The sequence below is a fragment of the Paenibacillus sp. NPDC056579 genome, assembly GCF_042793215.1.
In the GTDB taxonomy this organism is placed as follows: Bacteria; Bacillota; Bacilli; order Paenibacillales; family NBRC-103111; genus Paenibacillus_S.
This window is the reverse complement of sequence record NZ_JBHTVD010000008.1, coordinates 145984-160031: the sequence shown is the minus strand read 5'-3', so window position 1 is coordinate 160031 and position 14048 is coordinate 145984. Positions and strand designations below refer to the sequence as shown.

The 14048-nt window shown below is 52.5% G+C and carries 9 protein-coding genes; 1 reads left to right on the top strand and 8 read right to left on the bottom strand.

Annotation, left to right across the window (positions count from 1 at the left end; genetic code table 11):
• Positions 1–883: 883 nt before the first annotated feature.
• The 8 genes from ACFQ88_RS27485 to ACFQ88_RS27450 form a co-directional block, all read right to left on the bottom strand.
• A complete protein-coding gene (locus ACFQ88_RS27485; RefSeq protein ID WP_379459173.1) occupies positions 884–2035 on the bottom strand; it encodes an FtsW/RodA/SpoVE family cell cycle protein in 1152 nt (383 codons plus the stop codon).
• A 237-nt stretch (positions 2036–2272) separates the two neighbouring features.
• Positions 2273–3499, bottom strand: a complete 1227-nt coding sequence (locus ACFQ88_RS27480; RefSeq protein ID WP_379459171.1) for a beta-propeller fold lactonase family protein — start codon at positions 3497–3499, stop codon at positions 2273–2275.
• A 128-nt stretch (positions 3500–3627) separates the two neighbouring features.
• Positions 3628–5097: an S-layer homology domain-containing protein gene (locus ACFQ88_RS27475; RefSeq protein ID WP_379459169.1), complete on the bottom strand. Its 1470-nt coding sequence runs from the start codon at positions 5095–5097 to the stop codon at positions 3628–3630.
• 407 nt (positions 5098–5504) lie between these two features.
• On the bottom strand, positions 5505–6296 hold the full coding sequence (pdaA, locus tag ACFQ88_RS27470; RefSeq protein ID WP_379459167.1) for a delta-lactam-biosynthetic de-N-acetylase: 792 nt from the start codon (positions 6294–6296) through the stop codon (positions 5505–5507).
• Positions 6297–6354: 58 nt separating this feature from the next.
• On the bottom strand, positions 6355–7641 hold the full coding sequence (locus tag ACFQ88_RS27465; RefSeq protein WP_379459165.1) for a polysaccharide deacetylase family protein: 1287 nt from the start codon (positions 7639–7641) through the stop codon (positions 6355–6357).
• 15 nt (positions 7642–7656) lie between these two features.
• Positions 7657–8844 carry an MFS transporter gene (locus ACFQ88_RS27460; protein ID WP_379459163.1) on the bottom strand — a complete coding sequence of 396 codons (1188 nt, stop codon included), beginning with the start codon at positions 8842–8844 and terminating at the stop codon, positions 7657–7659.
• 52 nt (positions 8845–8896) lie between these two features.
• On the bottom strand, positions 8897–10039 hold the full coding sequence (locus tag ACFQ88_RS27455; protein ID WP_239630696.1) for an MGDG synthase family glycosyltransferase: 1143 nt from the start codon (positions 10037–10039) through the stop codon (positions 8897–8899).
• Positions 10040–10391: 352 nt separating this feature from the next.
• Complete coding sequence (locus ACFQ88_RS27450) at positions 10392–11957, bottom strand: AraC family transcriptional regulator (RefSeq protein ID WP_379459161.1); 1566 nt, start codon at positions 11955–11957, stop codon at positions 10392–10394.
• A gap of 169 nt (positions 11958–12126) precedes the next feature.
• On the opposite strand from ACFQ88_RS27450, the gene ACFQ88_RS27445 reads away from it, so the two are divergent.
• Positions 12127–12981 carry an ABC transporter ATP-binding protein gene (locus tag ACFQ88_RS27445; protein ID WP_379459159.1) on the top strand — a complete coding sequence of 285 codons (855 nt, stop codon included), beginning with the start codon at positions 12127–12129 and terminating at the stop codon, positions 12979–12981.
• Positions 12982–14048 lie beyond the last annotated feature (1067 nt).

Genomic DNA, 14048 nt, shown 5'->3' with positions numbered 1-14048 from the left:
CCCTTCTCAGGGTGGTTCCGCCTTATTTCCATCCTTTGCGTCCTAGGCAGCAGCCAGGTGCATTTCTTTTTACGACGCCCGTTCTCCGCGGGAGTGCATTCTCTCACGTTCGCTTTCGGTTTTCGTCCGCTGGCCGTCAACGAACCTTGCGATATTCCAAAAATCCAAACCGTTCGAGCGTGCAGGTATCCCTAGGAGTACGGTAAGTGCTTGCGGACCGTAGTTCCGCTATTTTAGAACAAATAGCTCAATTCGCATGGTGATCGGACACCAGATCCTTTATTTCGCCAAATTACGCTGCTTTTGCTGGTAAAATGGGCAAATAAGCGCACCTGTGTCCGATAGCTCAGTAAAAACAGCACGTTTTCTGGAAATAACGTATCTCTCGTCCGATAACCCGCATCCAGCACCGATAGTCTGCCCCGAATTCCGTTAGCCGCCCCCCCTCCCAACTCCGAGGGGCAGCTTCGCTCATCCCATTGTCTTCAATGAAATTTTAGATAGAGCTTAGACTAGAGCCAGCAAGGCTAATGGCAAAGGACTCATCAAAGTTATGCTTGTATAAGCACTCAAATGCACTCTACATGGGTTTGACCGACCGCCGCGCAGCGCCGAAACACGCGCTTAGGGAGGCCGGAAAAAGGCGGTGGGCAGCAGTTTTATGGTGTGGAGCGGTCTTGGGCGGCCGGTAACACGGACAGAAGGCGGATGCGCTGCTCCCATGTATGGCATACAGATTGCATTTAAGGATTACAACATTTTTCAGGGCGTCAACATGTGTCCTTGGAATAATTTTGAAACATTCAAGCTTGCCGGCCTATTGGCAGGGGTCGTCCGGTCACGGTTTCTTTTTATTTCAGCAAGCTTTCTTCCTCCCCATCACCTACTCGATAGAATCGTCATAAATGTAAATATTCAGAACAAGCCCGATAGAAAGCATATTGATCAACAGCGATGTCCCGCCGTAGCTGATAAAAGGCAGCGTAATCCCGGTAATTGGCATCAGACCGACGAGCATGCCGACGTTCTCGAATATTTGAAACAGCAGCATCGCGGAGATGCCGGCTATAATGTATACTCCCGATTTGGTTTTCAGCCTTTGCGCAATGATCATCATCCGGTACATGAGGAGCAAATAAAGCATCAGGAGCGCCGAGGAACCGAGGAAACCGAACTCCTCTGCAATAACGACGAAGATGGAATCCGAATAAGTGTACGGGACTTGCCCGCTGTGAATCGAGGAGCCCTGGAGATAGCCTTCTCCGAGCAAAGAGCCCGAGCCGATGGCCATGACCGCCCTTTTCATATGGTACGTCGCTTTGTCCGAAGCTTGATCCGGCAGCACCACGGCATCGATCCGGTCCAGCCAGTAGGCCTTGTTCTTGGATGCCATGAATTGCTTCACTTCATCGTGGTGCTCGACGTAGCTGTATAATGCGGTCACGCTTACGACAGCGACCAAGACCAGGCCGATCAGCGCATGGCTGTAACGGAGGTTGCCGATCCAGCACATAACCGCCCAGATGACCACATAGCCGATCGAATTGCCCAAATCCGGCTGCATGAGTACCAGGATAAACGGAACCAGCGTAATGATACCCATCGGCAGTACGTCCCGAAACAGCCCGAGCGTGTCCGCATTCCTTTTGGTCAAATAGAACGCCAGCATCAAAATAAGAAGCAGCTTGCAAAGCTCGGCCGGCTGAAAGCTTAATCCCCCCGGCAGCGAAAACCACCCCTGCGAATTGTTTATCGTATCGCCTTTAAAATATAGGAAAACCAGCAGCCCGAGCCCTATGGCATAATAGATCGGCGCAAAGCGCAGCACGGTTTTGTAATTGAAAAACAGGCTGGAGAACAGGGCGGCAAACCCGATGCCGTAAAAATACATCATTCTGATGTGGGAGCCGGCCAAATCGGGATGGATCAATGTAGCGCTGTATACGCAAAAAATACTGATTGTCATCAAAATAAGAAGCAGCAGCAGGATCATCAAATCCAGCTTGCGCGCAATGTTCTTAAGCAGAAATCCCATCAGCAGCCTCCTATCCTACTTCTTAACAATGGCCCTATAATATAGACGAACGATGTCTACATTTTGTTACATTCCTTGGTGGCGGCCTTCAACGCAAAAAGCCCCTGTGCATAAGATGCACAGGGGTGCTTCGATAGGAAGTAGTGATTAAACAAACTGCCAGGCGGCTGGAATATGAGCCCGGGCTGCCGGCTGAGCATCCATACTCCGCCTGCCGGTCTCAGCCCCTCTCCCGCTTCAGCTCTTAGCCGCATCAGGCTGCTGTTGGACTATTTTGACGTCCAGCGGATAATCCGGCAAAGCCATCTCCTTGGTCGTGCCTTTCTCCAAGTCGACGATGGTTAGACCGTCCCAGCCGGTATCGGCATATGTGACACCCCCTGTAAGGTATGCCAGTTTTCCGTCCGGACTGGATGCCACCATCTGATGGACGCGGTTCAGCGGGATGATTTTCTCACCCAGCGTCCGCATATCCAGCACGGTAAGATTAGGGCTTCCGGTAGCGCTGCCTGCGGCTCCATTGCCGATGATCAGCATATGGGTACCGTCCGGCGTCAGCGCTACTCCTTCCTGATGCGAATTCCCGTTCAACGGCTTGGTCTCGTACGTGCCGCGGACGGGATCAAAATCTACGAGCCCTCGCCCCTGATACGGCAGCAGCAGATGGCCGTCCTCCCTTATGACAGCGTAGTGCGGCTTTTCAAAGCCTCCTTTGCCGTATGGGGCTACATCTATTTTGCGGGCGGTCCGTTTCATGGGATCGACTATGGTGACGGAATACGAGTCGTGGTCGATTGAGTACACTTCATTGCCGTCCTTGCTGACGACAACATCGAACGGTCTCGTCCCGACGGGGACCGCTCCAACGATGGCAAGCTTCTCCGTATCCAATATTTCCACCTGGCTCGCCTTGCCCGGCAAATAGACGCCGACGTACACGAAACGACCGTCGGGCGAGACGGCAATCCCCATTCCTCCCGGCCGGTATTCACCGAACTTGATGGCCTGGATAGCCGATTGATACGGCACGAGCGCAGTTCGTTTGCGCTGCTTCGTATCGACTACGGCCACGCCTTCCGCTGTAGAGACGTAGGCTCTGCCGCTTCCTGCGTCGAGCGCTAGAGCGAATGGAGCCGTTCCGGCTTCCAGCTGTTTTTCTATAACGCCGCTTTCGGGGTTGACGAAAGAAACGGTATTGCTTTTGGAGTGCGTAATCATCAAGCTGTACGCAAAAGCTTTGGCTGCCGGTGCCTCCTCCTGCTTGGGCGCAGGCGCCGGGGTCGGGGTCGGAGGCAGCGTAGGATCGGCGGCTGCGGAGCCTTGACCAGCCAAGCCTGGGATCGGCGCCGGCGCCTCCTGTCCGCTGCGATCCGGCTGAAGCTGGCAACCTGCCAAAGCCAGTACGACCATCATCATCAGCAGCAGCCTAGCTATGTTTCTTGATCGGTTATGCTTTCGATTCATCATCTTCACCTCGCTTATTGTTGTACGGCGGCCAATGCCATAAATGAGAAAGAGAGCACCCTCTTCCACATACAGGGCGCTCTCCTTTCGTTGCCGTTTTTCCTGTCTATCTCATGTTCCGATAATTATTACTTAGTCGTCAGTGTGACTGAAGCTGCAGTCGCCCATCCGCCAACAGGCGCTACCGTATATTTCGTACCTGCCGCCAGCTTCGCGCCGTTCTGCAGATCGAATGTTCCTGTCGCTCCTTTGCGGCTGGTCAGCTTGTATTGAGCCGTGATAGGAGCACCGCCGCCTTCCGGCGTCAATGTTACGCTGCGCAATGCGAACAGCTCGTCTTTAGGATCTTGGGCCAACGTAATATCGAGGGACGTTTCGCTGACTTGTGCAGCCGACTGGATAGCAAGCGGTGCGATCTCTTTAGCGGTGAACGTACCGCTGGCAATATCAGCCCAATCGGAAGTCACGGTGTACTTCACGCCCGGCTTGAACGTTTGACCGTTCGGCAGGCGGAACTTCGGAGCTTGTCTTCCGTCCGTAGCTTGCGTGAACGGAATGTAGTTGGCGATCATCGCCTCTCCGCCCTCAGGAGTAATGGTCACCTGCTTGTCTCTCATGGACGAAAGAATTTCGTACTGCTTGCCGTTGTACACATTGTTGTCATCCACGATGAAGGCACCTTTGCGGCCGGCGCTGTAAGCTGCCACGATATAGCCGTAATCGGCAACGCCGTCTTCAAGGCTGGATTCCACTTCGAATGTATCGGCGGCCACTTGTTGTGCGGAGCGAAGCTGAAGCTTCTCGGTGTTGGCCGTAAAGGTCATCGAAGCTTGACCTTTGTAGCTCATCGTATAGGTCGTTCCTTCTTTTTGCGTAGTTACCGGAACGATGTAGGTTGCTGTCGCTCCTGTTTTCAATTGCGGGATGTTCAAAATTTTCAAGCCGTTGTCGAAGGAAATATTAGCTTTCGCTTTATCCACGTCCGTGTTCTCTTTCGGAAGCGGAGCGGAGAAAGTAACCTGAAGCGTGATCGCATTCAACGGCGTAATGCTTGTAATTTGCACCGGTGCGATTTGCTGTGCTGCATACATGAGCAGTGCCGCTTCACCGCGCGTTGCAAACTTGCCTTTAACAAACGAGCTGCCGAGCAGAGCCTGCACTTGAGCGGCGTCTACCTTCAGAACTGCGGCCGTTACTTCTACCAGCTGCTCATGAGTAACCGGCTTGTTAGGCTGGAATTTGCCGTCTTCGCTCTTCATAGCGCCGACGCTAACAAGCGCCGCGGCATACGATTGATACCAGTCGCTGTCCGCTACGTCGGATAAGGACAGCTTGCCGTCGGTTTTCAATTCCACGTGAAGCGCCAGAGCAACCATTTTTGCCAATTCCGCGCGAGTAACGTTCTGGTTCGGCTTAAACTCCTGGTCGCCATAGCCTGTAATGACGTTTTGCTTAGCCATTTCTTCAACAGCTGCTTTATAAGGCGTCGCCGCCCCGTTATCGGTAAAGTTAACTGCTGCGGATACTTGAGGAACGATAGCGGATAAGCCTACGGCCGTCGTAATAACCCATGCTGCGAACTTTTTGCGTTTCATCATTAGTAATCTCTCCCTTATGGTTTGCTGCTTGCTTGAATAACCTAGGTATAGATTACTGAATCGCCCGTTACAATCGAATAAAAAATCAGCCCAAAACATTAAAAAAACATAACAAAAGCATTTCGCTTGTTAATATCGCCTGCAATTGTGACAAAATCCGGTGGACGCCGCCTTCTGCAACGACGTGAATCCGTACGTGCAGCAGCTGAGCGAGAGTCTCGATATTTCCAGCGAAGGTCGCTTATGTGAAACAGGAGAAATTGCGGGGCCGTCCGAAGAAAATTTACCGGATCGATTTTCGGTCTCCCGCAGGAACCGCTCCATCCGGAGGATAGTATGGGCAGAAAAAAGGCACCGTTCTCTTAATCAGAGGATCGATGCCTTTTCATTTTGCAATGGGTATTCGGCTAATAAGTTCGTGCCTGCATTTGATCGAGACTTTTGAATTCGTAGCCCTGCTCCTTGGCTGCGATAATAATCCGGCTTAATGCCGCCGCGTTGTCACTGGATACGGAATGGAGTAAAATGACCGCTCCCGGGTGAAGCTGGTTCATTACGCTATCGTAAGCGTACTGCGCCCCTCTTTGCGCTTTCGTATCCCAATCCTTGTATGCAATGGACCAGAATACGCTGGTGTAGCCCAGCTCCTTGCTCGCTGCAAGAATCCGGTCGTTGAAGATGCCTCGAGGCGGGCGCAAATATCGCATCTCCTTTTGGCTCGTCAGCTGGCTCACTCCCGATTTGACTTTGTCGAGCTCCTCCTTGAGCCTTTGATTGGAAATTTGGCTCATATCGGGATGGCTCCAGGAATGATTGCCGACGAGATGCCCTTCATCCACAATCCGTTTGACCAGCTCCGGCTGATCCTGTACATAATGTCCGGTTACGAAGAAAATAGCGGGCACCTGATGCTCCTTGAGCACATCCAAAATTTTGGCCGTATAGCCGTTCTCGTAGCCGTTGTCGAAGGTCAAATAAAGTTCCTTCTTCGTAACATCACCGAGGAATATCGCCTCGTTCTTTTGGACGATTCCTTTGAAGCCTTCCTCATTGATGGAGGCTGGCTCCTGATGCTTGCTTTTCTTAAACCCGAAGTGATACGGATTCAAGGCAGCCGCATCCGCCGCCGCAGAAACGGGCATCCACCCGATGCCGGCCGTCAGCAGCAAGCATAATGCCCAACCAGCTGCTCGCTTCATGCCTTCACCCCTAACCCATAAAATCAGATCAGGGATAATATGCCCTAACCGCAGGCGGTTATGTACCGTGGGAAACCGAATACCTTTTTTGCAATTCCTTGGTGGAGATGGCAAGAATTTTGGGTGTGAGCAGGTCGCTTTTGAGCTCGAGCCGCTTTTTCCCTTGGGGATGAATTACCCAGAGCAGCATACGCAAATACAGCTTGGTCATGATATAAAATACCCCGCGGGGCATATCTCTCACCGTGAATCCGAACTGCTGGGGCCCCCTGTAAATCATGGTAATGCCGTAAATCCCCTTGATGTCCGAATTGCTGAGAATTTGCTCCGTCATTTTGGGCATCAGCTCTTGCACCAGGCGGATCAGCTGTACGGCCAGATGCATCATGGAACGGGTGCCGGAAGCCAGCCGGAAGATCATCTCGTTGTTAAAATGAAGCTCGACCACCCGGTCGCCCTTGCGTATCTCTTCTCCGTCGGGAAGCGTAATACGGATTCCTTGATACGTGCAGATGCGGTAATACAGAAGTCGGTTATTCGGATCTACGGGAGTAAGGTCAAATACGGTATGAAACAATTGCTCCCACTTCAGCCACAGGGCGATCGGCAGCCTGCGGTGCCACCCGAGGACCGTGGTCTGATCCTGCGGCCATGAAGATACGGCATCTACTCGCAGGAAGGTGTACTTTTGCCGCTTCATTTCCTCCACAAATTCCTGCAGCGCCTCCAGCATAAAGCCAGGAGCATCCTCATTCGCCCCGAACGTCTGACCGCTGTCATGAAGGACGATAACCGCCCCATTTCGCACCTTCGACAGGAGCCTGCGCTTGATTTTATCCTTGCCGCCGCGGCTTCTCCAATCTCCTACGATGAGGGACCAGAGCACCATGTGAAACCGTTTGAGCAGCAAAAAATCGAACAGATTGATGACTCCCCACGGCGGCCGGTAATACACCGGCTTCTCTCTCGTGATGCTCTCTACAGCCTGTACCGCGTCATCGATTTGTTTTCTTACTCTTCGCGGCGTCATGAGCGCATTAGCCCGATGGGAATAATTATGCAGCCCGATCAAATGCCCTTCTTCATGCATGCGCCGAATCAGCTCCGGATGCTGCTCCGCCTTCGATCCGAGCACGAAAAAAGTGGCCTTGCAATCGTATGCTTTCAGCAAGTCCAACAATTGCGGCGTATATTGCGGATCGGGACCGTCGTCGAACGTAAGGAACATGCACCGCTCGGTGGTTCTCTCTTTATACACGCCCAATCTGAACAAACGAACGAGTATCGTCGGAATGATCGTATAAATGCACAACACTCCAATGATGATCCAGAACAAATGCCCCATATGCCTTCGTCCTTCCTAATTCTTAAGTGCCACCCTTTCCCCTGTTCCCTCGGGCGGGGCGATCCAGTAATATACCGCAATGGCCCCTAGCAGCACGGCGCTGGCAAGCACAGCCATACTCTCGCTGAACGTATCGGCAATCCAACCTCCGATTACGGGTCCTATAATGACGCCTATCCCTTCCACGCTGGAGAACAAGCCCCAGCCCAAGCCTTGATTGTTATTCGGAACATATTGCGCAAGAAGCGCGTTCCAGGCTGGCAGAACCGCTGCATAGGATATGCCGAGCAAGCCTGCAAGAGTAAGCGCCATCCACAGCTGGGACGCTAAAGTTAAGGAAAATAACGTTACCGCAAAGGCGGTGAAGCCGAGAATAAGAAACCACTTTTTACCGAACCGGTCGGACAGCTTTCCCATTGGAATCAGCGCCGCTACCGTAAGTACGCCTCCGGCAATGAGCAAGTACGAATATTGGGAGTAACTAAAGCCTAGGGCATGGGATGCGAAGCCGGGAAGCACAGGGACCAGAATGCCTGCTGCAGTCGTTTGCAGAGTCATCCCGGGGAGCAGCTTCTTCATGGAACGCAGCCGGTCCCACAGCATGGCCAGCTGGTCTTGAAGAGGAATTTGTGTCGGAGTGGAAAGCTTGGTGTTGGTTATAAACAAAGACAAGAGCAGGCTGACCCCCCACAGCCCCATCATGAGCCAGAAGGTGATCGAATAGCTCTTATCGATAATAAAGTTGATGACGATCGGGCCGGCTCCAAGACCGGCCAGCCAGCATGTATACAGCATGCCCATTTGCTCGGCGCGGTGCTCCGGCTTGACCTTGCTGAGGCAGACAAGCCAGATCGGCGACAGCCCGATGCCGAACAGCGCGGATGCGCCGATTAGCAGCCACACGGAATGCACCTGATACAGCAGCCATAAACCTGCCATGGAGACGGCAAGGCCGCAAGTAACGGTAAATCTTAAAGAGAAGCGGTCCAGCAAATAGCCTGCGTAGCATTTGATGACGGTATCGGCAATGTAATGGATGGATACGGCCCACCCTACGGTCGTTACCGTAAATCCGAGCGCATTAACAGCGTACGTAGGTAGGAAGGAAACGAGAAACGCACCCCGCACGAATTCGACGAGAAATAAAATGATGCCATACCATATTCTATGTTCGGCAAAGGACGGTTTATGAACAGTCTGCATTCTGCGCTTCCCCTTCCTCCATTATACTTTTTTGCTTAGTATCCCCCGCTTATTACGGATTATTTACCATCGGCACGGTACGGTCGATCGTTCGGAGGACATCCTCCACGATGAATTCCGCAGCGCACTTGGATTGGATCCGCTCCATGCGGTATTTGATTTCTGCAGACAGCAGCTCATCGCCGAAAAAGCGGCGGATCTGGTCCGTCAGCTCCTCGGTGCTGTAAGAAATGGATGCAACTCCTTTATTGGACAGAAAAATGGCGTTTTCTTTCTCTTGACCCGCGAACGGCTTATAAATAAACAGCGGGATGCGCAGCGCAAGCGATTCCGATAAGGTAAGCCCGCCCGCTTTGGAAATAATACAGGAAGATAAGGCCATAAGCTGATGAATATTATCGAGGAAACCGAAAATATGAACGTGCTGCTCATCCGAATATTGAGCTAGAAGCTTCTGCTCCAGCTTGGCGTTTCGTCCGCACACCACGGCGATTTGACAATCGTCGATGGCCAGAAGCGGCCGGATCATATCATCCACATTGCCGAGAACGCCGTAGGAGCCGGCCAATATAAGAACCGTTTTGCGATAAGGATCGAGAATCGTCCGGAATTCATTATGGCTCGAAGCATCGTAACGGATAAAATCGCTGCGGATCGGAATCCCGCTTACTTCGATTTGGTGCCGCGAGCAGCCGTACGATGCAAGCTGATCCTTGATCTCCTCCGCCGCCACATAATATTTGTCGATATGCGAGTCCACCCACCGGGAATGAAGGGCGAAATCGGTAATGATGGTAAAGCACGGGATTCTCAAGCTGCGGCACAGCTCGGCCGTCGCCCCGAACGGAAACGTGTTGATGATCGCGTCCGGCTTCTCTTCGTCGATAATTTCCTTGAGCTTCTTTTTGCCGATAATCTTGAAATACCGGTTCCAGGCAAGATCCGGCTTGGTCTCGCGCGTCATATAGTAGCTCCAGCCGTAATAATCGAGGCCGAATTTGGAGGATTGCGTGCTTTTTAAATATAAGGTCGTTGTAATGCTATTCAAAAAAGGATGCGCTTCTCTCATGAGATCGACGACTCGAACTCGTTCCGTACCCCGGGATAAAAAGGACTGTTTAAGCGCTCGCGCCGCTTGCAAATGTCCGTCACCATAGCTCGCCGTCAAGATCAAGATGGTCGGTTTGTGGTTCATAGGAGCCTCCTCTCTCGGTCAAACAATCATATTACCACCATCATAGTTATTTCCCCGCGGAAAATAAACCACTCTGCAGCCCGATCATCAATATTTCACTCCAAATACATATCTACGTAGCACACCCTTAACAAATGACTGAATTGGAGGACGACGGGCAATCGCCCTATCGCGAATTAACAAAAAAGCCTGCCGATGGAGATGGTTGTCATGCGAACCATTCTTATCAGCAAGCTTATTGTATCACGGTTTGAGCGGTCGTTCACGCGAAACGCTCTATTGGACGACTCTGCAAAGCAAATCCCTTCAACTTGCAGCAAATCCTTCTTGAGATTTTTGGATTTGCGAAACTTCAGGAGCCTTTGCTCATTAAATGGTTGACCGTTTGGTCCACCAGTCCTTCATGAGCCGCCGCGTTGTACAGGAGAGGGTCTTCATGGCGGATGAACAGACACCGCTTTTTCCCGCGGCTTCGTCTCAGCTGCCTCCATCTTAGCGCCAGATGATCGCAGAAATCTTCCGATTTGGCGTGTCCCACCAGAAACAGGATATTATCGCAATCGATAGCGGCGACATCACTGAGCGAGGTGACGTCCAGCGCCCCGATCTCACGGGCGGGCTCCGGCGGCTGCACCTGCAAATCGTCGTAAAACAAATCCTTCATCTTCTTCATCTGCATGCCGAAGACGCGAAACCGGTGTTCGTCCGCTGCGTGTACAAGCAGTACGGGATCGTCCCCCAAATGCTGGCGGACATGAAGCCGGGCGTTCTCCACCTTCATGTCGAAGTACGACAGCCAGTGCTCCGCTATGCCCTGCAGGTCGAACAGCTGGCTTATATCGAGCAGCCGCTCTTTCCAAGGATACTTTTTCCACGGAATGACGATAACCGGCGCTATTTGGATCAGCTCCTGGTGAATATCATTCGGGATCGGAGGAGCCAATATGAGCTCGGGCTCCATCTGGCGAATTTGCTTCAGCGGGATCTCGGGCTGCTCGACCCACCCGCGCTCCAGACTTAGCTCCGGCGTAATTCCCAAGACGGACAAATCCCCGCGCAGCACCGGTGACAGGCAGGCGAGCCGCTTCTTCGTACGGGCCGCAAATTCGGTCGGCGTGAGTCCCAAGTGCTTCTTGAACATTCGGCTGAAGTAATATTCATCCGGATAACCGACGGAGTGAGCCGCCTCGATGACCGAGGACTTCGATCCCGCCAGTAAGGTCAGTGAAGCGTCAAGCCTCCGCTTTGTGATGAATTTATGCGGGCTGAGCCCGGTCTGTCTGCGAAAAGCCTGATAAAACCGGCTCGGGCTCGCTCCCGACAAGCGGGCGATATCCTCTATGTCCATAGGCTCGCTGTAATGCTGCATAATATAGTGCCGGGTCTGCTCTACATACTCCACCAGACTCTTCTCCATTTCCCGCGGCTTCTGCACGATCATCATCAATGCGGCGGCCATGGCGTATAGATGCGACTGAAGCTGGTAGAACAATGCAGGCTCCCGGCTCCCGATATCGCCGAGGAAATCCTGCACCCAGCTTCGGGCTTGAGGCGTCCGGAAGGTATACAGCCGGAAGTCTTCGACCAGACGGAACGGCTGTAAGGGAGAGCTGGAGGCCGGCACGCTCGCGGAGCACTGGAAGCGGATGATCAGCATAAAGGCGGTCGAGGCGGAACTATTATCAATAGCGCACCGGCAGTCAGGCGGAATTAGGAACGTCTCTCCGCACAATACTTTGCCCGAGCTGCGCATGGAGTTTGTTTGCAAACTCACGTTGCATTTCTCCTGCAATACGAAGCCGAACGCATGCTCATCCCCGGTTACGATAACTTGGCTCTGCTCGGCCTGGAGCTTACACTCTTCCGTTGCCATGTATTCCAGGTAATAATGACGAATGGAGTCAGGCTTGTACCGCATTGTTTTCACATCCCTATAAGAGGTAGCTATTCCATAAGATTTTATGTGAAAATGATTATCATTGTCAAACGAATTTTGTATTGTCTTTTGCCCGTTGTTTCTTTATAATTGAATGAAAATGATTATCATTATTATCGGAACGACTATGCTTCCTGAAGGAGAGGAACAGATGGAACGCTTATACACGAATCAGTTAAATATTGCTTATGGAGAACGCTCCATTGTCGATAACCTGAATATTAGCATCCCCCCTGGTCAAATTACCGCCCTAGTAGGCGCCAACGGATCGGGCAAATCCACCATCTTGAAGACGATGGCGAGGATTATGAAGCCCAAAAGCGGCGGCGTGTTTCTGGACGGCAAGTCCATCCATCAGCAATCGACCAAGGAAGTCGCCAAGCAGCTGGCGATTCTTCCGCAAAATCCGATTGCGCCCGAAGGCTTGACCGTATCGGAGCTTGTCACCTACGGACGGTTCCCGCATCAAAAGGGCTTCGGATCGTTATCTCCCGACGACAAGGCGATCGTCCGCTGGGCGATCGATATGACCGGCATGTCGGAGTTTTACGACCGACCTGTCGATCAGCTGTCCGGCGGACAGCGGCAGCGCGCATGGATTGCGATGGCTCTCGCGCAGGGCACCGATATTTTGTTCCTCGATGAGCCGACGACGTTCCTGGACATGGCTCATCAGCTCGAGGTGTTGAAGCTTCTGCAAAAGCTCAACGATGAAGAAAAGCGTACGATCGTCATGGTCGTCCACGATCTCAATCATGCCTCCCGCTACGCGCACCATATGGTCGCGATCAAACGCGGGCAGGTCGTCAGCAGCGGCACGCCGGAAGCGGTCATGACCCTCGATGTGCTCAGGGAAGTATTCGGCATCGAGGCGGACATTATCCGCGACCCACGTTCGGGTGTCCCTTTGTGCCTGCCGTACGAGCTGGAGCGCGAGCTTGCTAGCGCCAAGCAGAAGGAAGCCGCCGTGGATGCCGCTCAAGAGAAGCTTGTAGCTGCACGATAGGCGTTGAAAATCCCCGTATTCCGACTGGAGCGTTTGCTGTCGAGATGCGGGGATTTTTTTAGTATGGGCGGGCATATTTCCTTTTGGGGGAGACACTGTCGTTTGCCACGCTGCGGGTCTTACAGGCGGCGCAGCCTGCGCTCCGGCGTGCTGTAAAGCGGAAAAAGCGCCTTACAGCTCTGAAAAACCTTGCGCCTCACGGTTTCAAACGCTTGTAAGACGGAAAATCCGTCTTACAGGTGGCGCAGCATGCGCTCCGGCGTGCTGTAAGGCGGAAAAAGCGCCTTACAGCTCTGATAAACCTTACGCCTCGCGGTTTCAAACGCTTGTAAGACGGAAAATCCGTCTTACAGGCGGCGCAGCCTGCGCTCCGGCGTGCTGTAAGGCGGAAATAGCGCCTTACAGCTCTGATAAACCTTACGCCTCGCGGTTTCAAACGCTTGTAAGACGGAAAATCCGTCTTACAAGCGGGGCAGCCTGCGCTCAGGCGTGCTGTAAAGCGGAAAAAGCGGCTTACAGCGTATATGGCGGAAGGGGCTACATTTTAGAAGGCCTCCGCGGACCTAAAGAAATCAAAGAACGATAATAGCGTTATCCAATTAATTCCACATGCAACATTTGCAACCCCTGCTCCGTCTAGATGGATGTCGACACGATTTACTTGTTAAGGATTAATCCTTCTATACACAAATAGAGATAAGCAACATCAGAGGAGCATCACCACGAAAAAGGTTAGGATTACCCATTACCGCAACGCGCCCATAGTACTCAGCATGACCTTGGCTGCAGCCACTACTCGCCAATTCCGGCGCACGAGGAGCAGGCTTATTCCGAGTTCGCAGGAAACCAAGGCCGGCTGCACCCAGGTCAATCAGCTGATGCTGCTGTTGCGCAGTAAACGGGGCGCTCGGCTGCAAAGTCGTGTGGCACCGAAAAAGCGAAAAGGCTGTTATGTTACGCTGCATGCGTGTCATAACGGCCTTTTTCCTTTAATGTAGTTAAACCTGCTGCCCTTACGAACGATCACAATGCCCCCATATGCCTGAATGCAGCATGCCGCAAATATG

Bases quoted from the DNA above. Each gene is read 5' to 3' on its own strand.
- ACFQ88_RS27485 (WP_379459173.1), bottom strand. From the start codon at position 2,035: ATGGGATTTCTGCTTAAGAACATTGCGCGCAAGCTGGATTTGATGATC.
- ACFQ88_RS27480 (WP_379459171.1), bottom strand. From the start codon at position 3,499: ATGAATCGAAAGCATAACCGATCAAGAAACATAGCTAGGCTGCTGCTG.
- ACFQ88_RS27475 (WP_379459169.1), bottom strand. From the start codon at position 5,097: ATGATGAAACGCAAAAAGTTCGCAGCATGGGTTATTACGACGGCCGTA.
- pdaA (WP_379459167.1), bottom strand. From the start codon at position 6,296: ATGAAGCGAGCAGCTGGTTGGGCATTATGCTTGCTGCTGACGGCCGGC.
- ACFQ88_RS27465 (WP_379459165.1), bottom strand. From the start codon at position 7,641: ATGGGGCATTTGTTCTGGATCATCATTGGAGTGTTGTGCATTTATACG.
- ACFQ88_RS27460 (WP_379459163.1), bottom strand. From the start codon at position 8,844: ATGCAGACTGTTCATAAACCGTCCTTTGCCGAACATAGAATATGGTAT.
- ACFQ88_RS27455 (WP_239630696.1), bottom strand. From the start codon at position 10,039: ATGAACCACAAACCGACCATCTTGATCTTGACGGCGAGCTATGGTGAC.
- ACFQ88_RS27450 (WP_379459161.1), bottom strand. From the start codon at position 11,957: ATGCGGTACAAGCCTGACTCCATTCGTCATTATTACCTGGAATACATG.
- ACFQ88_RS27445 (WP_379459159.1), top strand. From the start codon at position 12,127: ATGGAACGCTTATACACGAATCAGTTAAATATTGCTTATGGAGAACGC.